At 47.6% G+C, this 20,793-nt stretch carries 18 protein-coding genes and 1 pseudogene; 3 read left to right on the top strand and 16 right to left on the bottom strand.

The window, feature by feature from the left end; translation table 11 throughout:
• Window positions 1-14 precede the first annotated feature (14 nt).
• From BV455_RS09490 to prfA, 4 genes are all read right to left on the bottom strand, one after another.
• A complete protein-coding gene (locus BV455_RS09490; RefSeq protein ID WP_409993692.1) occupies window positions 15-1,073 on the bottom strand; it encodes an L-threonylcarbamoyladenylate synthase in 1,059 nt (352 codons plus the stop codon).
• 177 nt (window positions 1,074-1,250) lie between these two features.
• Window positions 1,251-2,024 carry a stage II sporulation protein R gene (gene spoIIR, locus BV455_RS09485; RefSeq protein WP_017436884.1) on the bottom strand — a complete coding sequence of 258 codons (774 nt, stop codon included), beginning with the start codon at window positions 2,022-2,024 and terminating at the stop codon, window positions 1,251-1,253.
• Between the two features lie 224 nt (window positions 2,025-2,248).
• Window positions 2,249-3,112, bottom strand: a complete 864-nt coding sequence (prmC, locus tag BV455_RS09480; protein WP_042407017.1) for a peptide chain release factor N(5)-glutamine methyltransferase — start codon at window positions 3,110-3,112, stop codon at window positions 2,249-2,251.
• A complete protein-coding gene (prfA, locus tag BV455_RS09475; RefSeq protein ID WP_017436886.1) occupies window positions 3,102-4,178 on the bottom strand; it encodes a peptide chain release factor 1 in 1,077 nt (358 codons plus the stop codon). The genes prmC and prfA overlap by 11 nt, the downstream gene beginning before the upstream one ends.
• 269 nt (window positions 4,179-4,447) lie before the next feature.
• Here prfA and adhP point away from each other — a divergent pair, with 269 nt between their 5' ends.
• On the top strand, window positions 4,448-5,470 hold the full coding sequence (gene adhP, locus BV455_RS09470) for an alcohol dehydrogenase AdhP (RefSeq protein ID WP_017436887.1): 1,023 nt from the start codon (window positions 4,448-4,450) through the stop codon (window positions 5,468-5,470).
• 77 nt (window positions 5,471-5,547) lie between these two features.
• Window positions 5,548-6,294, top strand: a pseudogene (gene adh, locus BV455_RS09465) (aldehyde dehydrogenase); the annotation flags it as partial.
• 38 nt (window positions 6,295-6,332) lie between these two features.
• Here adh and BV455_RS09460 read toward each other — a convergent pair.
• From BV455_RS09460 to BV455_RS09420, 9 genes are all read right to left on the bottom strand, one after another.
• Window positions 6,333-6,773, bottom strand: coding sequence for a hypothetical protein (locus BV455_RS09460; RefSeq protein ID WP_017436892.1), 441 nt, complete (start codon window positions 6,771-6,773; stop codon window positions 6,333-6,335).
• A gap of 68 nt (window positions 6,774-6,841) precedes the next feature.
• A complete protein-coding gene (locus tag BV455_RS09455) occupies window positions 6,842-7,459 on the bottom strand; it encodes a thymidine kinase (RefSeq protein WP_042406806.1) in 618 nt (205 codons plus the stop codon).
• A 166-nt stretch (window positions 7,460-7,625) separates the two neighbouring features.
• Entirely contained in the window at window positions 7,626-7,826 is a 201-nt protein-coding gene (gene rpmE / locus BV455_RS09450; RefSeq protein WP_017436895.1) for a 50S ribosomal protein L31, read from the bottom strand.
• Window positions 7,827-8,007: 181 nt separating this feature from the next.
• Window positions 8,008-9,282, bottom strand: a complete 1,275-nt coding sequence (rho, locus tag BV455_RS09445; RefSeq protein WP_026078614.1) for a transcription termination factor Rho — start codon at window positions 9,280-9,282, stop codon at window positions 8,008-8,010.
• Between the two features lie 499 nt (window positions 9,283-9,781).
• Window positions 9,782-10,744: a class II fructose-bisphosphatase gene (gene glpX, locus BV455_RS09440; RefSeq protein WP_017436897.1), complete on the bottom strand. Its 963-nt coding sequence runs from the start codon at window positions 10,742-10,744 to the stop codon at window positions 9,782-9,784.
• Between the two features lie 33 nt (window positions 10,745-10,777).
• A complete protein-coding gene (locus BV455_RS09435; protein WP_017436898.1) occupies window positions 10,778-12,064 on the bottom strand; it encodes a UDP-N-acetylglucosamine 1-carboxyvinyltransferase in 1,287 nt (428 codons plus the stop codon).
• A 52-nt stretch (window positions 12,065-12,116) separates the two neighbouring features.
• Window positions 12,117-12,764, bottom strand: coding sequence for a fructose-6-phosphate aldolase (gene fsa / locus BV455_RS09430; RefSeq protein ID WP_017436899.1), 648 nt, complete (start codon window positions 12,762-12,764; stop codon window positions 12,117-12,119).
• An 85-nt stretch (window positions 12,765-12,849) separates the two neighbouring features.
• On the bottom strand, window positions 12,850-13,713 hold the full coding sequence (locus BV455_RS09425; protein ID WP_042406810.1) for a class II fructose-bisphosphate aldolase: 864 nt from the start codon (window positions 13,711-13,713) through the stop codon (window positions 12,850-12,852).
• Between the two features lie 154 nt (window positions 13,714-13,867).
• Window positions 13,868-14,230, bottom strand: a complete 363-nt coding sequence (locus tag BV455_RS09420; RefSeq protein WP_017436901.1) for a response regulator — start codon at window positions 14,228-14,230, stop codon at window positions 13,868-13,870.
• A gap of 151 nt (window positions 14,231-14,381) precedes the next feature.
• Between BV455_RS09420 and BV455_RS09415 the strand changes: the two genes are divergently transcribed.
• Window positions 14,382-14,915, top strand: coding sequence for a DUF2529 domain-containing protein (locus BV455_RS09415; RefSeq protein WP_017436902.1), 534 nt, complete (start codon window positions 14,382-14,384; stop codon window positions 14,913-14,915).
• Between the two features lie 53 nt (window positions 14,916-14,968).
• On the opposite strand, the gene BV455_RS09410 is transcribed toward BV455_RS09415, so the two are convergent.
• From BV455_RS09410 to icmF, 3 genes are all read right to left on the bottom strand, one after another.
• A complete protein-coding gene (locus BV455_RS09410; protein ID WP_017436903.1) occupies window positions 14,969-16,564 on the bottom strand; it encodes a CTP synthase in 1,596 nt (531 codons plus the stop codon).
• Window positions 16,565-16,729: 165 nt separating this feature from the next.
• On the bottom strand, window positions 16,730-17,281 hold the full coding sequence (gene rpoE / locus BV455_RS09405; protein WP_017436904.1) for a DNA-directed RNA polymerase subunit delta: 552 nt from the start codon (window positions 17,279-17,281) through the stop codon (window positions 16,730-16,732).
• A gap of 236 nt (window positions 17,282-17,517) precedes the next feature.
• Window positions 17,518-20,775, bottom strand: a complete 3,258-nt coding sequence (gene icmF / locus BV455_RS09400) for a fused isobutyryl-CoA mutase/GTPase IcmF (RefSeq protein ID WP_218687947.1) — start codon at window positions 20,773-20,775, stop codon at window positions 17,518-17,520.
• Between the last annotated feature and the right edge of the window lie 18 nt (window positions 20,776-20,793).

The following is a 20,793-nucleotide window of genomic DNA, read 5'->3' as shown; positions in this document are numbered from 1 at the left end:
ACGTCCGGGAGCGTTTAGAAGTGTGTTTCCCCTTCTACAATCACCTGATGACCAGCCGCTTTTTGCAGCCGGTTCATAATCGCTGTCCCGATTCCTTCTGTCGGAAACGATTCGCTGTAAATGATATCCACATCTGTTTGATCAAATTTGCGCAGCGTGTCATATAAATGGCTGGCTACCGTATGTAAATCATGCCGCGACCCACAGGCCAATACGGCATCGGCGCGGTAAAATGCAAGGTTTTCTTCCGTTGTCAGCACGCCGACCTTTTTGCCGAGCGCCTGCTGCTTGTCGACAAGGGTCTGCAAAAAAGAAGGGGAACCATACACAATCATCATTGGTGATTTTGGCGCGTAATGTGTATATTTCATTCCCGGCGATTTCGGTGCCTCCTGTTCGTTGGTAACGGCGCTGCCATCGGCGACCGTGCCGATCACTTCTGCGAGCGTTTCTTTTGTAATGCCGCCCGGACGCAAAATGGTAGGCACTTTCGCCGTACAGTCAAGCACCGTCGATTCCACGCCGATCCCTGTTTCGCCGCCATCGACCACACCGGCAATGCGTCCGTCTAAATCGGCAAGTACATGCGCTGCCGTTGTCGGGCTTGGACGGCCGGATCGATTGGCGCTTGGAGCTGCTATCGGCAGGCCGCTTTCCTCGATGAGCGCGAGCGCCACCGGGTGTGCCGGCATGCGCACGGCCACCGTTGATAAACCGGCGGTCACTCGATCAGAAATGACGCCTTCTTTTTTCGGCAAAATAAGCGTCAGCGGCCCCGGCCAAAATCGCTCGATCAGCGTGTCAGCGATATCGGGAACGTCAGAAACGATGGACTCCAGCTGTTCGCGGCGGGCGATATGGACAATTAACGGATTGTCGCTTGGTCGGCCTTTGGCCGCAAAAATTTTCTCGACCGCTGTTGTATTGGTGGCATCCGCTCCTAATCCATAGACGGTCTCCGTCGGGAAGGCGACAACTTCTCCACATTGCAGCAGGCGGGCAGCTTCTTTTATTTGTGGATAAATGCGTTGTTTATCAACAACATTATCCACAATCCAAACATTCGTTTTCACTTTATTCACCTCTACCATTGTCATTGCTTCCTAGTAAATTTCTAAAAACATTCTAGTCTTACAAAGAAAAAAAGAAAAGCTTTCCATACAGTTATCAACAATATGTGAATAAATATGTTATTTTTGTGGGCAACTTTGTGGATATATGCGTTATCTTCCCCATTCATCCACAGTTCGTTACGGAATGAGATAACTGATCAGTTCTTTCAAGAAAAACTTTATTTTCACCGGCTGTTCCTGTTCCGCGACAAATGGGGAAGCCGTTGGTGCAACGCCTGCTTGTTTGACCTCCTTGTTGACCGCTTTGCTGCCAGCATCTTGTTGACCGTCCGTTTCCGCTGTTTCCTTGTTCTCGTCGTCTGTTACAGCATCAGTTTTCCGGCTTTGTCCGCTTTTCTTATCCTTTTCCTCATTTTGAACGGACGACGCTTCACTCATTTGCACCGCATCGCTATTGGAAAAATCGAGGAAACAAAGCGGCGGGAATAACACGCACCACCAGTTGGCTCCTTTTCCTTCGCCGAGTGTAATCAAAACAGCATCATATTTTCCAGCTGGATATATAAAATTGCCGTAAATTTTCGTCGGAAAATCGACTTGGCCGAACTCGACTTGATACGACTGATCGCTATGTTCTTTTCGAAGTACGTCTGCAACCGTTTGTTCAATTTCAGGAAGATGGGATTGAATAACCCGCTTTGCCTCGGCAAAAGACGTCAAATCAGCAACCCACTTCGTAATTTTGGCATTGACCGCATCGCGGACTTTATGTTTCAGCTCTTGGTCTTCGGCGGAGTCGCTGTTGGCTAAAATGCGCAGGCGGATTGCTTTATCGGGAATCGCCACCGTGGCGTTTGCCCCCGCCTCTGTTTGATGGCCGTATACATTGACGAGTACACCAATCATTAATAGTAATATATATAAAACAATGGCAAGCTTTTTTTGGCTCATTGTTTGACACCGTCCTTTCACTCTTCATTGTGGACAGTGTGAGCCAATTTTAAACTCTATCAATCTAAAAAAATCACTTTTTTAATCCATTTGGATATAAAGGGGCAATGTCCATCCATCAGCATCCACGTTTTAGCGCCGCGCGGACCAATGCCAAGCGGATCCCGCTCAAACAAGAAGGCAAGTCGGTGACTTGCCTTCGTTCATCAAAAATCCAAAAAATGTTATTGTAACGTCGCATATACCATTCGGTCTTTTCCATTGATGTCGAAAGCAACTTCGACGTTCGCCGGCGGAAATGCCTCCTTCAGCAATGCGGCAACCGCCTCCCCTTGCCCGGCTCCCACTTCAAACGCCACAAGCGCCCGTTCTTTTAGCACAAGAGGCAGTTCGCGGGCAAAGCGGCGGTAAAACGCAAGACCGTCCTCACCGCCGGCAAGCGCCGCAAAAGGTTCATGATCCTTTACAATAGGGGACAGCAAAGCGATGTCGCCTTCTGGAATATAGGGTGGGTTGGAGACAACGACGTCTACTTTGCGGTTTGCTTCGATAAGCGGCTGCAACAAATCGCCGCGTAAAAAAGCGACTTTGGCGCCAAGACGCTCCGCATTTTGTGCTGCCACCCGCAAGGCTTCTCGCGAAATGTCAATAGCCGTCACGCGCAGCGCCGGATTTTCTAAGGCAAGCGTTACCGCAATCGCCCCGCTTCCCGTGCCGACATCGACAACATCCAATTGGTGATTATCTGGAAATAAATGTGAAATTCTTGTTAACACGCCTTGTACTAATTCTTCTGTTTCCGGACGCGGAATGAGCACGTGGCGGTTGACAAGAAACGGACGGCCGTAAAAATGTTCGTAACCAATTAAGTGCTGAACTGGAACGTGTTCGTACACATGCTTATGAACATCCGCCATAAATGATTGATGCACGCTTCCATCGATCGGATCGCGCAGCCGCGCCAACAGCTGGGCTCTTGTCAGCCGCAAATGATGGCAAAGCAACAGTTCCGCCACCCGCTCTTCTTTTCCGTGCTGCTTTAAAAAAGAAGAAGCCCATGTGAGGACTTCGTAAATGTTACGATGCATCATTAGCCTGCTCCAATTTTTTCGCTTGATCATCTAAGATCAGCGCTTCAATGATTTCATCAAGATTCCCATCGAGCACTTGGTCAAGCTTTTGAATCGTCAGCCCGATGCGATGGTCGGTGACGCGGTTTTGCGGAAAGTTATACGTACGGATTCGCTCGGAACGATCTCCTGTTCCGACCGCCTGCTTGCGCGTCTGATCGTATTCGGCGCGCGCTTCCTGCTGGTATTTGTCATAAATGCGGGCGCGCAATACTTTCATCGCTTTTTCTTTGTTTTTAATTTGCGATTTTTCATCCTGGCAGGTGACCACAATGCCGGTTGGAATATGAGTCAAGCGGACGGCCGACATCGTCGTGTTGACGCTTTGTCCCCCCGGCCCACTCGAAGCGAACGTATCGACGCGAATGTCTTTTTCGTTGATTTCCACTTCGATTTCTTCCATTTCCGGCAAACAAGCAACGGTTGCTGTCGATGTGTGAATACGTCCGCCAGATTCCGTTTCCGGGACGCGCTGCACACGGTGTGCGCCGTTTTCGTATTTCAGCTTGGAATACGCACCTTTTCCAATGATTGTAAAAATAATTTCTTTATATCCGCCCAATCCAGTCGGACTTGCTTCAATGACTTCTGTCTTCCATCCTTGCGATTCGGCGTAGCGCGTATACATCCGGTACAAATCGCCGGCAAACAGCGCCGCCTCCTCGCCGCCCGCCGCTGCGCGGATTTCCATAATGACGTTTTTCTCATCGTTCGGGTCTTTCGGCAACAGAAGCACTTTCAGCTTATTGACGAGCTCTTCTTCGCGCTGCTCCAGCTCATCAATTTCTTCCTTTACCATTTCGCGCAGCTCCGGATCGAGTTTTTCCTCCAGCATTGCTTTCGCATCTGCCAGCTGTTTGCGAACCGATTTGTATTCGCGGTACGTCTGTACCGTTTCTTGTAAATCCGCCTGCTCTTTCGAATAGTCGCGGAGTTTTTTCGGATCATTAATGACTTCCGGATCCATCAGGAGTTGATTTAATTTTTCATAACGTTCTTCTACCGCTTCAAGACGATCAAACACGTTTTTCACCTCTGTTTTCCATGCACAGTCTAATTTATTATTATATCCCAAATATATAAAACAGAAAAGTGTATATATAAGAGAGTTGAACAAACAAATCGAATGAATATTACGAAAATTAGCAAAAAATTATCGAAATTTCGTTCAATTTTAACAAAAATTCGGCAAAACATGTGAATTTGTCATAGAAAAACCGGTTTTTTCTATTGGCATAGTTTTTGCAGGATAAACTAGTGAAACTTTTTGAAATTTAGAAAGGGGTAGGGAGAATGAAAGCAGCAGTAGTCAATGAATTTAAGCAAAAACTAGAAATTAAAGAGGTGGAAAAACCGAAGCTAAACTACGGAGAAGTACTTATCAAAATTGAAGCTTGCGGGGTTTGCCACACCGATTTGCATGCTGCGCACGGAGACTGGCCAGTCAAGCCAAAATTGCCTTTAATTCCTGGACACGAAGGGGTAGGGATTGTTGTCGAAGTAGCAGAAGGAGTAAAATCCGTTAAAGTAGGTGACCGTGTCGGTGTTCCATGGCTATACTCCGCTTGCGGAGAATGTGAATATTGCTTGAGCGGACAAGAAACACTTTGCCCACATCAATTAAACGGCGGATATTCCGTCGATGGGGGATATGCGGAATACTGCAAAGCACCTGCCGATTATGTCGCAAAAATTCCAGAAAATTTGGATCCAGTAGAAGTCGCGCCGATTCTCTGCGCAGGAGTAACGACATACAAAGCGCTAAAGGTGTCTAACGCCAAACCAGGAGAATGGGTAGCCATTTACGGGATCGGAGGATTAGGGCATATTGCCCTTCAATACGCAAAAGCAATGGGATTAAACGTTGTCGCGGTTGATATTAGTGACGAAAAAATCGATCTTGCCAAACAGTTGGGGGCCGATATTGCCATTAATGGACTAAAAGAGGATCCAGTAGAAGCTATTCATCAAAAAGTAGGCGGAGTGCATGCTGCCATTAGTGTTGCCGTAACGAAAAAAGCGTTCGAACAAGCCTATAAATCCGTAAGACGCGGCGGATGTCTTGTTGTTGTTGGATTGCCTAATGATGAACTGCCGATTCCTATTTTCGATACGGTATTAAATGGGATTACGGTGAAAGGATCCATCGTCGGTACAAGAAAAGATATGCAAGAAGCGTTGGATTTCGCTGCGAAGGGAAAAGTACGCCCTATTGTAGAAACCGCTCCATTAGAAAAAATCAATGAAGTATTTGAGAGAATGGAAAAAGGAAAAATTAACGGCCGGGTCGTTTTAACCATTGGTATAAACCGTTAATGGAACATATGCTCCACACGGGAGGCGGTCTTTTTGACCACTCCCTATTCAAAATGACATTATAGGAGGGAAAAAGTATGATTTATAGCCGCCCAGGAGAAAAAGACGCAAAAGTACAATTTAAAACAAGATATGATAATTATATTAATGGTGAATGGGTTCCGCCTATTGGAGGGCAATATTTCGAAAATATCACCCCTGTAACTGGCGAAGTGTTTTGTGAAGTCGCTCGCTCCCAAGCAGAAGATATTGAGTTAGCGCTAGACGCTGCCCATGCTGCAAAGGAATCATGGGGAAAAACTTCTCCAGCGGAAAGAGCGTTAATTTTAAATAAAATTGCCGATCGCATTGAGGCTAATCTAGAAATGCTGGCGGTAGCGGAAACGTGGGACAATGGTAAAGCGATTCGAGAAACGTTGAATGCTGACTTACCGTTATGTATTGATCATTTTCGTTACTTTGCCGGAGCTATCCGCGCTCAAGAAGGTACGATCAGCCAAATTGATGATGATACAGTAGCTTATCATTTCCATGAACCGTTGGTCGTTGTTGGACAAATTATTCCTTGGAACTTTCCGTTATTAATGGCCGCATGGAAAATCGCTCCCGCACTGGCAGCGGGCAATTGTATTGTGTTAAAACCAGCAGAGCAAACTCCCGCTTCCATTATGGTGCTAATGGAACTGATCGGTGATCTATTGCCGCCAGGGGTACTAAATGTCGTTAATGGATTTGGTCTTGAAGCTGGAAAACCTCTAGCTTCGAATTCACGTATCGCTAAAATCGCCTTTACCGGAGAAACGACAACAGGTCGCCTCATCATATGGATAAAAAAAGATTCATCTTCTCAGAAGATGAATCCTTAATGTAAACGCACATGAATATCGTACGTCGGAATCGCTCTTATCAACAGTTTGTGAATCCGCGTCCGCTCTTTTTCCCGCTGTTCGGCTGTTAGCGACGAAGGGACGTGGACGGTCACGTACATGTTGTTTCCATTCATCCAAACCGATCCTGGTCTGTAATCGGTGTACGTTTCGATCACTTGCACCGCTTTGCGAATGTCGGCATGCTGATTTTCGCTTCCGTCAGTGATACTGATAAAATTCGGGTTTTGCCGCGTTTTTTCCGGGTCATCAAAGTTGTTATATAAATAGCGATCATAACCGCTTTGCGCTTTATCATCCGTAATTAGCCTTGTCCCGTTGCGATCTTCGCTTTGCTGACGGTACGAAGGATGGTCCGGATTTAATGAACAAGCGGAAAGCAAAAGAACAAAACCTAACAGCAGTATGCTTCTCATTCTTTTTCGCCTCCCTGCTGTTAGGTTTTCCTGTACGCTTCAAAATATAGATGGTAGGATTCGCCGTTTTATCGCGCGAAATGATGATTTGTTTTGTCCATTTTCACCGGTTTGCCGGGAACTTCATGATGATGGCGGCAGCGTGGTTCGTATGCCTCGCTGGCGCCTACTAAAATCACCGGATCATCATAAGAGGCGGGAACACCGTTAATGAGCCGCTGCGTCCGGCTTGCCGGGGAGCCGCATACGGTGCAGACGGCTTGCAGTTTGGTGACCGATTCGGCAACCGCCATGAGCGTTGGCACCGGCCCAAACGGTTCGCCACGGAAATCCTGGTCCAACCCCGCGACAATGACGCGATAGCCACGGTCCGCCAACGTTTGCACGACATCGACAATGTCGGTGGAAAAAAACTGCACTTCATCGATGGCAATAACGTCTGTTTCTTCCGAAATATGCTCAAAAATTTCTTGCGGCGAGGAAACCGGAATGGCAATCACCGAATTGCCGTTATGTGATACGACCGCTTCTTCGCTGTAGCGGTTGTCGATTGTCGGCTTGAACACTTTCACTTCCTGCTTGGCAAACTGCGCGCGGCGCACGCGGCGGATTAATTCTTCCGATTTTCCGGAAAACATGCTTCCGCAAATGACTTCCAACCAGCCGGACTGTTTCATAATATACATGAAAAATGCCTCTCCCTTCGTTCTCGTCTGCCGGCGTATGTATCTGTTATTGTACCTCGTTTTGGCATAAAAAAACAGGCAAGTAAACGGGTCGCTTGCCTGTTTTTTATTTCATTGCGCTAGGACGTGACGGCTTCTGCCGCCAAGCGGCTCGCCTCCGCTTTTCTTATTTCAAGCCGTATTTTTTGTTGAATTTATCAACACGTCCTGCTGCAGAAACAAATTTTTGACGTCCTGTATAGAATGGATGGCATTCTGAGCAGATTTCTACGCGCAATTCATCTTTTACAGAACCGCTTTCGAATTCGTTTCCGCATGCGCAGCGTACGATGACTTTTTTGTACTCTGGATGAATTCCTGGTTTCATTCTTTTCATCTCCTTCCGCCCTGTATCATTTCGAAACAGAGTTGATATATCAATAAAATGAATTGGCGTTTACCAAAACACACATATTAAGATTATAACAACTTTCCTGTTCCTTTGCAACTAGTGATTTACTCCAACTTCTTCCTCTCTCATAAGAGCAGAAAGGAAGACATGGCACTTTTTATATACGGGTGATTCCTCCATTTTTCCATTCTTCATCCAACAAAGCAAAGAACTCTTCGTTGGATTTGGTGCGGCGGAGTTTATTTAAAAACCGCTCAATGAAATCAGGAGAATCAGACATCGTTTTGCGAATCGCCCATAGTTTTTCCAAATGCTCTTTCGGAATAAGCAGCTCTTCTTTGCGTGTGCCGGAACGACGGATATCGATGGCTGGGAAAATGCGGCGCTCTGCCAGCGAGCGGTCGAGATGCAGCTCCATATTGCCCGTTCCTTTAAATTCTTCGTAAATGACGTCGTCCATGCGCGATCCCGTATCAATGAGCGCAGTCGCTAAAATCGTCAAGCTGCCGCCCTCTTCGATATTGCGGGCTGCCCCAAAAAAACGCTTCGGGCGATGGAACGCTGCCGGGTCGATTCCTCCTGACAGCGTGCGGCCGCTCGGCGGGATGACTAAGTTATAGGCGCGCGCCAGCCGCGTAATGCTGTCCATAAGAATGACGACATCGCGCTTATGCTCGACAAGGCGCATCGCGCGTTCTAGCACTAATTCAGCCACTTTAATATGGTTTTCCGGCACTTCATCAAACGTCGAGCTGACGACATCCCCTTGCACGGACCGTTCAATATCGGTTACTTCTTCCGGCCGTTCGTCGATGAGAAGAACGATCAGCTCTACTTCTGGATGATTCGTGGTAATGCTGTTAGCGATTTCTTTTAACAGCATCGTTTTCCCGGCTTTTGGCGGAGCAACAATGAGCCCGCGCTGTCCGAATCCGACCGGGGCAATTAAATCGATGATTCTGGTGGAAAGCTTGTCCGGAGTCGTTTCCAACTTCATTTGCCGGTTTGGATATAGCGGCGTCAGCGCCGGAAAGTGGACGCGCTCTTTCGCGACTTCCGGATCCTCGCCGTTGACTGCCTCGACATGAAGCAGTCCGAAATAACGCTCATTTTCTTTTGGAGGGCGCACTTTTCCCGATACTTTATCCCCATTGCGCAAGTCAAAACGGCGGATTTGTGACGCGGAAATATAGATGTCTTCCGAACTTGGAGAATAGTTAATAGGACGCAAAAAGCCAAATCCTTCTGATGGAATGATTTCCAGTACGCCTTCCATAAAAAATAATCCGTCTTGTTCCGCACGCGCTTTCAAAATAGCAAAAATAAGCTCTTTTTTTGTCAGTTTACTGTAATACGAAATTTTATATTGACGGGCGAGCTCGTAAAGCTCTTTCAATTTCATGTTTTCTAATGTAGCAAGCGTTAGCTCCATTTCGACACCACACTTTTGCAATTTTTCGTTTTCTCCCATATTTCACACCGAACATTTCTTCATTTTACGAAATTCAAACGGATGGGATAAAAAAGAAGATGATGAAGGCGAAAAAATTAAGGAAGTAGAATGGCAGAGCTTATTTTTATGCACATGCAGCATGACTATTTTACCCTTTTTGCCGTTTTTTAATCAATAGTTTTTTAAGTATGCGTTGAACTTCTCCCACCTACACTGCGCTTAGAGGCGGAAGACTCCTGCGCCGTCACCTTTATGGAGGCGAAAATTAGCAGGCGATCTTCGCTGTTTTAGCGGTTAATCGCAACACTTCGCTGTGAGTATGGATACTTGCGCTCAAATTGGAAGATCGAAAGGATAAAAATGAAGCCAATTCCTCTCCCACTTCCTCCCTTTACTCGTTGAAGCGGAGTCTGCACAGCAATTCTGGTAAAAATAAACGGGGGCGACGATCATCCTTTCTCCCCCGCTCACAGTGCATTTACTTAATGACTAAGTTCGGCTTTTTCTTTAAGCTGTGCCGACCTTCAATAAAGCGAACCGTCCCCGATTTGGCCCGCATGACAACGGAATGGGTGAGACCGTATGCTCCTTTAAATTGCACACCGCGCAACAGTTCTCCGTCGGTTACACCAGTGGCGGCAAAAATCGCATCGTCCCCTTTGACTAAGTCTTCCATACGAAGCACTTTGTTGACGTCAATGCCCATTTTTTTGCATCGTTCCACTTCTGCATCATTTTGCGGCAATAGCTGGCCTTGAATTTCGCCACCGAGGCATTTCAAGGCGACCGCCGCCAATACCCCTTCTGGCGCCCCTCCAGAACCGAATAAAATATCGACACCCGTATGGTCAAATGCCGTGTTAATGGCAGCGGCGACATCGCCGTCATTAATCAGCTTGATGCGTGCCCCTGCTTCGCGCAGCTCAGCGATGAGCCGTTCGTGGCGAGGGCGATTTAATACGATGGCGACAACGTCTTCAATGTCTTTGTTTTTCGCTTTCGCCACCGCTTTTAAATTGTCGATGACCGGGGCCTCGATATCAATCATCCCTACTGCTTCCGGACCGACGGCAATTTTATTCATGTACATGTCAGGGGCATGCAGCAAATTGCCGTGATCAGCGACAGCGACGACGGCTAAGGCGTTCCATCCGCCGGATGCAACGATATTCGTTCCTTCGAGCGGATCAACGGCGACATCGACGCGCGGACCGTAACCGTTGCCAAGTTTTTCACCGATATATAGCATCGGCGCTTCATCCATTTCTCCTTCTCCGATCACTACGGTCCCCTTCATCGGAATTGTATCAAACACATCGCGCATCGCTGATGTGGCGGCATCATCTGCTTCGTTCTTTTTGCCGCGCCCCATCCATCTGGCGGCAGCGAGGGCGGCTGCTTCCGTGACACGGACAAGCTCCATCGATAAACTTCTTTCCATATGGACTTCTCCCCTTCCCTTTGTTGCCTGGATTTATGCGTTTTTGATCTGTTCGACTTCTTCGTCCGTCATTTTTTCCCGCCAAATTGTCGCCCCAATATTCGTCAACTTTTCGACAAGATTGCTGTAGCCGCGGTCAATATGCTCGACTCCGGCAATTTCTGTAAGTCCTTCTGCCATCAAGCCGGCAATGACCAGCGCCGCGCCTGCGCGCAAATCGCTCGCTTTTACTTTTGCCCCTTGCAGTTGAACGGGACCGGTGATGATAGCCGAACGGCCTTCGACTTTGATGTTGGCATTCATGCGGCGAAGCTCATCGACATGTTTAAAGCGGGCGCTATAAATCGTATCCGTAACAACGCTCGTGCCATGCGCTTTGCATAAAAGAGCGGTAAACGGCTGCTGTAAGTCCGTTGGAAAACCTGGATATACAAGCGTTTTCACATCAACGGCTTTTAATGACGGCACCCCTGCGACGAGAATTTGGTCATCGCTTGTTTCCACACGAACACCCATTTCGCGCAATTTTGCTGTCAACGATTCGACGTGCTGCGGAATGACGTTATCGACGATTACTTCTTTTCCCATCGCCGCAGCGGCAATCATATACGTGCCGGCCTCAATGCGGTCAGGAATAATGGAATGGTGGCAGCCCGATAATTTTTCGACGCCGTCGATGCGAATGACGTCCGTCCCGGCGCCTTTAATTTTGGCGCCCATATTGGACAGCAAAGTCGCCACATCAATAATTTCCGGTTCTTTTGCAGCGTTTTCAATAATCGTCCGACCTTTGGCGCGCACTGCCGCCAACATGATGTTGATCGTCGCTCCAACGCTGACAACATCCAAAAAAATACGGGCGCCGCGCAATTCTTCGGCACGCAAATAAATTGCGCCTTGCTCGTTTGTTACTTTCGCCCCCAACGCCTCAAAGCCTTTAATATGCTGGTCAATCGGGCGCGGACCTAAATGGCAGCCGCCCGGCAAGCCGACGACCGCTTTTTTGAAACGACCGAGCATCGCTCCCATTAAATAATACGAGGCGCGTAATTTTTTTACTTTTCCATTCGGCAGCGGCATCGGCACCATATTTGTCGGATCGATGACCGCCTCTTTGCCGTCAAAATGGAACGATCCGCCAATTTCTTCAATTAAGCTCCCTAAAATGCGCACATCAGAAATGTCCGGCAGTCCTTCGATCGTAACCGGTGAATCGGCGAGAATCGTCGCGGGAATCAAGGCGACGGCGCTGTTTTTCGCGCCGCTCACCTTAATGGTCCCCTGCAGCGGATCCCCGCCAATAATTTTGATTTTTTCCATTATAGTCTCCCTTCTTTGATGAGAAGTTGACTCTTAGTTTATTGATTGCCGTTCACTGCTGTTTTTGCCGGTTCCAGTCAGCCAAAAACTTTTCAATCCCTTGGTCTGTAAGCGGATGGTTAAACAATTGCATCAATACTTTGTACGGGACCGTCGCGATATGTGCTCCTCTTAGCGCTGCTTCTGTCACATGAAGCGGATGGCGAATCGATGCTGCGATAATTTCTGTGTCAATTCCGTGGATATTGAAAATGTCGGCGATCGTGGAAATCAGCTCGAAACCGTTATGACCAATATCGTCTAAACGGCCGAGAAACGGGGATACATACGTTGCTCCAGCACGTGCTGCTAACAGCGCTTGGTTGGCGGTGAACACTAATGTCACGTTCGTCTTAATGCCCTTTTCGCTAAATACTTTTACCGCTTTCAGCCCTTCCGGTGTCATTGGCACCTTGATCGTAATGTTTGGCGCAATTTTTGCCAATTCTTCGCCTTCTTCAATCATTCCTTTCGCATCGGTGGAAATGACTTCTGCGCTTACCGATCCCGATACAATGGACGTAATTTCGCGAAGGCGGTCATGAAACGAAACGTTTTCTTTGGCCACAAGGCTCGGGTTGGTCGTCACTCCGGCTAAAATGCCAAGCTCATTCGCCTTTTTAATTTCTTCCAAATTGGCTGTATCGATAAAAAACTTCATGGCGATATCCTCCTTTATCCTTGATGGGGCAAGAAAGAGAAACCGCAGTGACGTTACCCGTCAAGCGGTTTTTCTTTTTTGCTGGTTATTGTACTGCTTTTCCAGAAGAGCCAAATTCACGCATTTTCCCGATGACCGTCGCTTTAATTGCGTCGCGGCCTGGGCCGATAATTTTGCGCGGATCATATACTTTTTCGTCTTTCGCTAACAATTCGCGGACGACTTTTGTAAACGCGATTTGGTTTTCCGTATTGACGTTAATTTTTGAGGTGCCAAGGGAAATGGCGCGTTGAATTTGTTCGGTCGGGATGCCCGTACCGCCGTGCAGCACAAGCGGAATACCGGTTAAATCGCGAATTTGCTCCATTTCAGTGAACCCTAGCTTTGGCTCTCCTTTGTATGGACCGTGAACCGAACCTAAAGCAGGTGCTAAACAGTCAATGCCTGTCCGTTTGACTAATTCTTCACATTCTTTCGGATCCGCATAAATAATGCCTTCACCGACGACATCGTCTTCCTGCCCGCCGACCGTTCCTAGCTCCGCTTCTACCGATACGCCGCGCGCATGTGCGTATTCGACGACCTGCGAAGTGATTTTGACGTTTTCTTCAAACGGATGATGGGAGGCGTCAATCATAACGGAAGTAAAACCGGCGTCAATAGCTGCTTTACATTTTTCAAAGCTGGAACCATGGTCAAGGTGGATCGCCACTGGAACGGTAATATTCATATCTTCCATCAAGCCTTTAACCATATTGACGACTGTTTTAAAGCCGCTCATATAACGCGCTGCACCTTCAGACACGCCGAGAATGACCGGTGATTTTTCTTCTTCCGCCGCCGCTAAAATCGCCTGTGTCCATTCTAAGTTGTTAATGTTAAATTGGCCGACAGCGTATTTTTCGCGCAACGCTTTGTTCAACATTTCTGTCATTGATACTAAAGGCATTGCCAAATCCTCCTTATGTTCTAACGTCATCGCCTTTCCTAAACATAGCTATGCGCCATTCCAACAAGGGTATGTATGAAAGGCGTAAAATTGTCCTACGCTATAAGCATACCAACTTACAAAGAAAACAGCAACATTGTCACTTTAGACAAATTTATGACACTAAATGTTTCTTTACAGCCGTGCGCAAATCGTCAATATCAAACGGTTTGGCAAAATGCATAATCGCTCCTAATTCCTTTGTTTCCTGAATCATGTCAAGCTCCCCGTAAGCGGTCATAATAATGACTTTTATATCAGGATCAATTTCTTTTAACCGCTTTAGTATTTCAATGCCGTCCATGCCAGGTATTTTCATATCCAATAATACGAGATCAGGTCGGTGTTTGCGGACAATTTCGAGCGCCTGCATCCCGTTTGCCGCCTGGTATGTCGTATAGCCTTCCCGCTGAAACACTTCGTTTAATAAAATGCGGATTCCGTATTGATCATCGACAATCAAAATTTTTTTACTCATCTATTATGCACCTCAATTCATTTGTTTTTTTCTTCCACCTTAATAGTTTCGCATTTCCCTACTATATTTCCTGCCGATTTTTTCGCCATTTCGCCAAATTCCCATCCGTTCATTGTTTTTTGTATAATAGGCAACGAAGGGAGGACGAATAGTGAAAATTTTCGCGACACAAACAATCGGCTTTTTGCAAAAAATTGCCGCAGAAGAAGAGCTGGCGCTCGAAGACGGAGCGCGTCTGCTCGCACAGGCAGTGATCGGCGACGGCCGCATTTTGCTTCACGGTTTTCATGAAATGGAAGCGGTCGTGATTGAAGCGCTTTACGGACCGGATCCGCTGCCAAAAGCAGCCCGGTTAATGGAAAACGGCCGCCTGCGCGATGATATTGATGAAACGGACCGCGTTTTATTGATTGCGCGATTTTCCAATGATAAAGACGCCATCAGCCTTGCCGAACGCTTAAAAGAACAAGGTCTTGAAATTGCCGCTATTTCCGCTGTTGTCAAAGACGAGCAACCATCACTAGTTGACATTGTCGATGTCCATATCGATAGTAAATTGCTGAAACCGGTCATTCCGAAAGACGATGGCAGCCGCATCGGCATGCCGACGGTGATTACGGCTTCGTTTGCCTACTATTGCCTGCTGCTTACGATGGATGACATCTTAGAAGAATACGCACAGTAAACAAGCAGGACTATCTCGCCGTATGCAAGATAGTCCTGTTTTGCTTTGCGTCGTTATTGTTTTAGTGACGCTTTAACGAATTCGCGGAACAGTGGCTGCGGTCTTGTCGGACGCGATGTAAATTCCGGATGGAATTGGGCGGCGACAAACCATGGGTGGTCTTTTAGTTCAATAATTTCAACAAGCCGGCCGTCCGGGCTTGTCCCGGAAAAGACGAAGCCGTGCTGCTCCATCATTTGCCGGTAATGATTGTTGAACTCATAACGGTGGCGATGGCGTTCATAAATCACTTCATCCTGATACGCTTCATAAGCAAGCGTTCCTTCTTGAAGCTTGCAAGGATACAGACCGAGACGCAGCGTGCCGCCTAAATCTTCGATATCCTTTTGTTCCGGCAGCAAATCGATGATCGGATGCGGCGTATTCGGGTCAAATTCCGCGGAATGCGCCTCTTTTAGCCCGACGACATTGCGGGCAAATTCAATGGAAGCAAGCTGCATGCCGAGGCAAATGCCAAGGAACGGCACCTTTTGTTCACGCGCATAGCGGATTGCTTCAATTTTCCCTTCAATGCCGCGGTCGCCAAACCCCCCCGGCACAAGAATGCCGTCCGCATCGCCTAACAATTCGGCGACATTTTCCCGACTGACATGTTCAGAGTTAATCCATTTAATATCGATATCGGTGTCAAACGCGTATCCGGCATGGCGCAGCGCTTCGACGACGGAAATGTAGGCGTCTTGCAGTTCGACATATTTTCCGACCAGCGCAATTTTCGTTGTCCGCGACAAATTGCGCACTTTTTCCACCAGCGCCTTCCATTCCGTCATGTCCGCTTCCTTGCAGTTTAATTTCAAATGGTCGCAAACGATTTGGTCGAGTTTTTGCTCCTGAAGCATCAGCGGAACCGCGTATAACGTATCGGCGTCGCGCGCTTCAATGACTGCCTTCGGATCAATATCGCAAAATAGCGCGATTTTCTCTTTCATTTCTTGCGGCATTGGCATTTCCGTGCGGACGACGATGACGTTTGGCTGAATGCCGAGGCTGCGCAATTCTTTGACACTATGCTGCGTCGGTTTTGTTTTCATTTCGCCAGCCGCTTTAATATACGGAACGAGTGTGCAATGAATGTACATCACGTTTTCGCGGCCAACATCGCTTTTTATTTGGCGGATCGCTTCTAAAAACGGCAACGACTCGATATCGCCGACCGTGCCGCCGATTTCTGTAATGACGACATCGGCGTTTGTTTCGCGGCCGGCGCGGAAGACCCGTTCTTTAATTTCATTCGTGATGTGTGGAATGACTTGCACCGTTCCGCCCAAGTAGTCGCCGCGGCGCTCTTTTCTGATTACAGCGGAATAAATTTTTCCGGTCGTGACGTTGCTGTATTTGTTTAAGTTGATATCGATAAAACGTTCGTAGTGGCCTAAATCAAGGTCTGTTTCCGCACCGTCGTCCGTCACAAACACCTCACCGTGCTGATACGGACTCATCGTTCCCGGATCGACATTAATGTACGGGTCAAACTTTTGGATCGTGACATTTAATCCTCGGTTTTTTAACAGCCGGCCTAACGATGCCGCCGTAATCCCTTTTCCTAACGAGGATACGACACCGCCAGTCACAAAAATATATTTTGTCATCTTGTCTTCCCCCTTGCCAAATTGCATGTAGCAGTTTCAGTGTGTGCCAATAACACAAATAAAAAACGCTCCGCTTACAATATGTAAGGGAGCGATATAGTTTTTCCTGTTTTTAAGAGCCCAAATAAAATTCTATCTAGTTCTATTGGCAAAGTCAAGAGAATATTATTCGTCTTCTTTAGGGTCATCGATCTCGAGCTCTTCGTCCAGCTCATCATCTCCTAAGCCGAACTCATCGTTGTCAAGAATTTCATCGTCAAACTCGACATCATCGTCGAGATCGAATTCGTCGTCCTCAAGAAGCTCATCTTCATCCAAATCAAGATCGTCCTCGTCATATTCGTCGAGATCATCGTAATCGATATCTTCTTCATCAAGAAGATCATCGTAATCATCATACTCATCATCAAGCGCTTTTTTCTTCTTCGGCTTCGTCACCATGACCGTTTCGTCTTCCGTTTGATCAAACGGATACCAAGTACGCAGCCCCCAGACATTTTCCCCGACGCAAATAAAACGCCCGTCGATATTTAAATCTGTATAGTACTGAGCAAGCCGCTGTTTTACTTCCTGCTCCGATAAACCAATTAGCGCAGCAACTTCGTCTACAAGCTGTTGGAACGATAACGCTTCCCTTTTTTCTGACAAAATGAGACTAGCGAGTTCCACAAATGACATTTCCCGCAATTCCTCTTGAGAGTATTGCTGCAGACTCAAATTCGGCACTCCCCTTCTACGTAATAAACTAACGAATGAATGCGAGTTGAATACATACCATTCATTATAAACAAATTCTTGCTGTTTATGCTACCTATTTGCAGAAAAAAAATGCACATTTCTAGCTTTGATGTTTGATAGGGTACGGACCATTGCCCTCACCTACATTTCCCGCGGCCATTTCTCGTTTTATGGCACGAAAAAAGGAAATCGGCAAGCGATTTCCTTTTCCGCATTTACATGTTGCGGCGGTATTGCCCGCCCACTTCATAAAGGGCGCGTGTAATTTGTCCAAGGCTGGCGACTTTCACTGTTTCCATTAACTCTTCGAAAATATTGCCGCCGCTTACCGCCACCTGCTTAAGACGCTCTAGCGCCGCCTCCACCTTATCTTTATTTCTCTCTTGGAATTCACGCAAGTTTTTAATTTGCAATTCTTTTTCTTCATATGTTGCACGCGCGAGCTGGATGTTGTTTAATTCCTCTTCCGACGGCGGATTCGGATTGAGGAACGTATTGACGCCGATGATCGGAAGCTCGCCGCTGTGTTTTTTCGTCTCGTAATACATCGATTCTTCTTGGATTTTTCCACGCTGATATTGCATTTCCATTGCGCCGAGCACGCCGCCGCGGTCGTTGAGGCGCTCAAATTCCTGCAATACCGCTTCTTCTACTAAATCGGTCAGCTCTTCAATAATGAACGAGCCTTGAAGCGGATTTTCATTTTTCGCCAGACCAAACTCCTTCGTGATGATGAGCTGGATCGCCATCGCCCGACGGACCGACTCCTCGGTCGGTGTGGTGATCGCTTCGTCATAGGCGTTCGTATGGAGCGAGTTGCAGTTATCGTAAATCGCCATTAACGCCTGCAGCGTCGTGCGGATATCGTTAAAATCGATTTCCTGCGCATGGAGCGAACGGCCGGATGTTTGAATATGGTATTTTAGCTTTTGGCTCCGTTCGTTTGCCCCGTATTTTTCGCGCATGACGATCGCCCAAATGCGGCGCGCCACACGGCCGATCACCGAATATTCCGGATCTAGACCATTGCTGAAGAAGAAGGAAAGGTTTGGCGCGAAATCATCGATTTTCATGCCGCGGCTTAAATAATATTCGACGTACGTAAAGCCGTTGGCGAGCGTAAACGCCAACTGGGTAATCGGATTGGCGCCCGCTTCGGCGATATGGTAGCCCGAGATGGATACCGAATAATAGTTGCGCACTTTATGTTTAATAAAATATTCTTGAATGTCGCCCATCATTTTCAAGGCGAAATCGGTCGAGAAAATACACGTATTTTGCCCTTGGTCTTCTTTTAAAATATCAGCTTGGACTGTGCCGCGCACCGTTTGCAGCGTATACGCTTTTACTTCTTCGTATTCTTCTTCCGTCAGCGGACGGCCTAGCTCTTTTTCCCGCTTTTCGACTTGCTGGTCGATCGCCGTGTTCATAAACATCGCTAAAATAATCGGCGCCGGACCGTTGATCGTCATCGATACCGATGTCAGCGGATCACACAAATCAAAGCCTTTATACAGCTTTTTCATATCATCGAGCGTACAGACGCTGACGCCGCTTTCGCCAACTTTACCAAAGATATCCGGACGGTAATCCGGGTCTTGGCCATACAGCGTAACCGAATCGAACGCGGTGCTTAACCGCTTTGCTTTATCTTCTTTGCAGAGATAGTGGAAGCGGCGATTCGTCCGCTCCGGCGTGCCTTCGCCGGCAAACTGCCGTTTCGGATCTTCGCCTTGCCGCTTAAACGGAAAGACGCCGGCTGTATATGGGAACGAGCCTGGGACGTTTTCTTTGTATACCCAGCGCAAAATTTCGCCGTAATCTTTAAATTTCGGCAATGCTACTTTCGGAATATCGAGTCCCGACAAGCTTTTTGTCGTTAAGTCGGTAACAATTTCCTTATCGCGCACTTTGGTCACAAACTGTTTTCCCGCATATTTCGCTTTCAAATCTTCCCATGACGCAAGAATCCGTTTCGATTCCGGCGTGAGTTCGTTTTCATAATGCTGCTTGAGCGCCTCGAGCGCCGCGATCATTTCTTCGCTTTCGCCGCGTTCTTTTGCCGCTTCGATCGCCCCTTCAATTTGGAAAAGACGGCGCGCGAGTTCGGACTGTTGTTCGACGCGCTTATGATAGTTGCGGACCGTTTCCGTAATTTCCCGCAAGTAATGGCGCCGCTCACTTGGAATGATGACGTTATGCTTTTCGACGTTCGCTACCGTTTTCAAGTTCGTTTTCCAGTTCGTTCCCGCTTTTTGATTGATCAGGTCGACCAGTGCGACAAACAGCGTGTTCGTTCCCGGATCGTTAAATTGGCTGGCGATCGTGCCGTAGACCGGCATTTCCGAAAGATCTTTATCAAATAGCTGGTGGCTGCGCTGATATTGTTTTTGCACTTGGCGTTTCGCATCTTCCGACCCTTTGCGCTCAAATTTGTTGATGACGATTAAATCGGCGTAGTCAATCATATCGATTTTCTCAAGCTGCGTCGGCGCGCCGAATTCGCTCGTCATGACATACATCGAAATATCGCATATTTCCGTAATCGCAGCATCGCCTTGGCCGATTCCGCTCGTTTCGACGATAATTAAATCAAAACCTGCCGCTTTGACAACAGAAATGGCATCGCGAATCGCAAGCGACAGCTCCGAGCGGGAATTGCGCGTCGCTAGGCTGCGCATATAGACGCGCGGCGAGTTGATGGCATTCATGCGGATGCGGTCACCAAGCAAAGCGCCGCCCGTTTTTTGTTTCGTCGGATCAATCGATAAAATCGCGATTTTGATATCTGGAATTTCGTTTAAGAAACGGCGCACTAACTCATCGGTCAGCGAGCTTTTCCCTGCTCCGCCCGTGCCGGTAATGCCGAGAACCGGCACCGCTTTGGCCATCGTTTTCACCTTTTCTAGCGCCGCCTCCGCCGTTGCCGCCGCTTCGCTTGAAACATCGACGCGGCTTTCGCATAACGTAATTAAACGCGCGATCGCTTGGACATCTCCATTTGGGAGCCGTTCTAATTCGTCAGTGATTTCGGTAACGGTCGGAAAATCGCATTCTTCGAGCATAATGTTAATCATGCCTTGCAGCCCAAAACGGCGGCCGTCTTCCGGCGAAAAGATGCGGGCGATGCCGTATTCATGCAGCTCCTTGATTTCGCGCGGAATAATGACGCCGCCTCCGCCGCCGTAAATGCGGATATGGGAAGCGCCGCGCTCTTGCAGCAGGTCGTACATATATTTAAAAAATTCCATATGCCCGCCTTGATAAGAGGAGACAGCAATTCCTTGCACATCCTCCTGGATCGCGGCATTGACAATTTCATCTACGGAACGGTTGTGCCCTAAATGAATGACTTCCGCGCCGCTCGCCTGCAAAATGCGGCGCATGATGTTAATCGACGCGTCATGGCCGTCAAATAAGCTTGACGCCGTCACAAACCGCACGTGATGTTTCGGACGATAAATATGTGCCATCCTTTCCTCCCCCTTTAA

The sequence above is a fragment of the Parageobacillus caldoxylosilyticus genome (genome assembly GCF_019272935.1).
Taxonomy (GTDB): domain Bacteria; phylum Bacillota; class Bacilli; order Bacillales; family Anoxybacillaceae; genus Saccharococcus; species Saccharococcus caldoxylosilyticus.
This window is presented reverse-complemented; position numbering and strand designations above follow the sequence as displayed.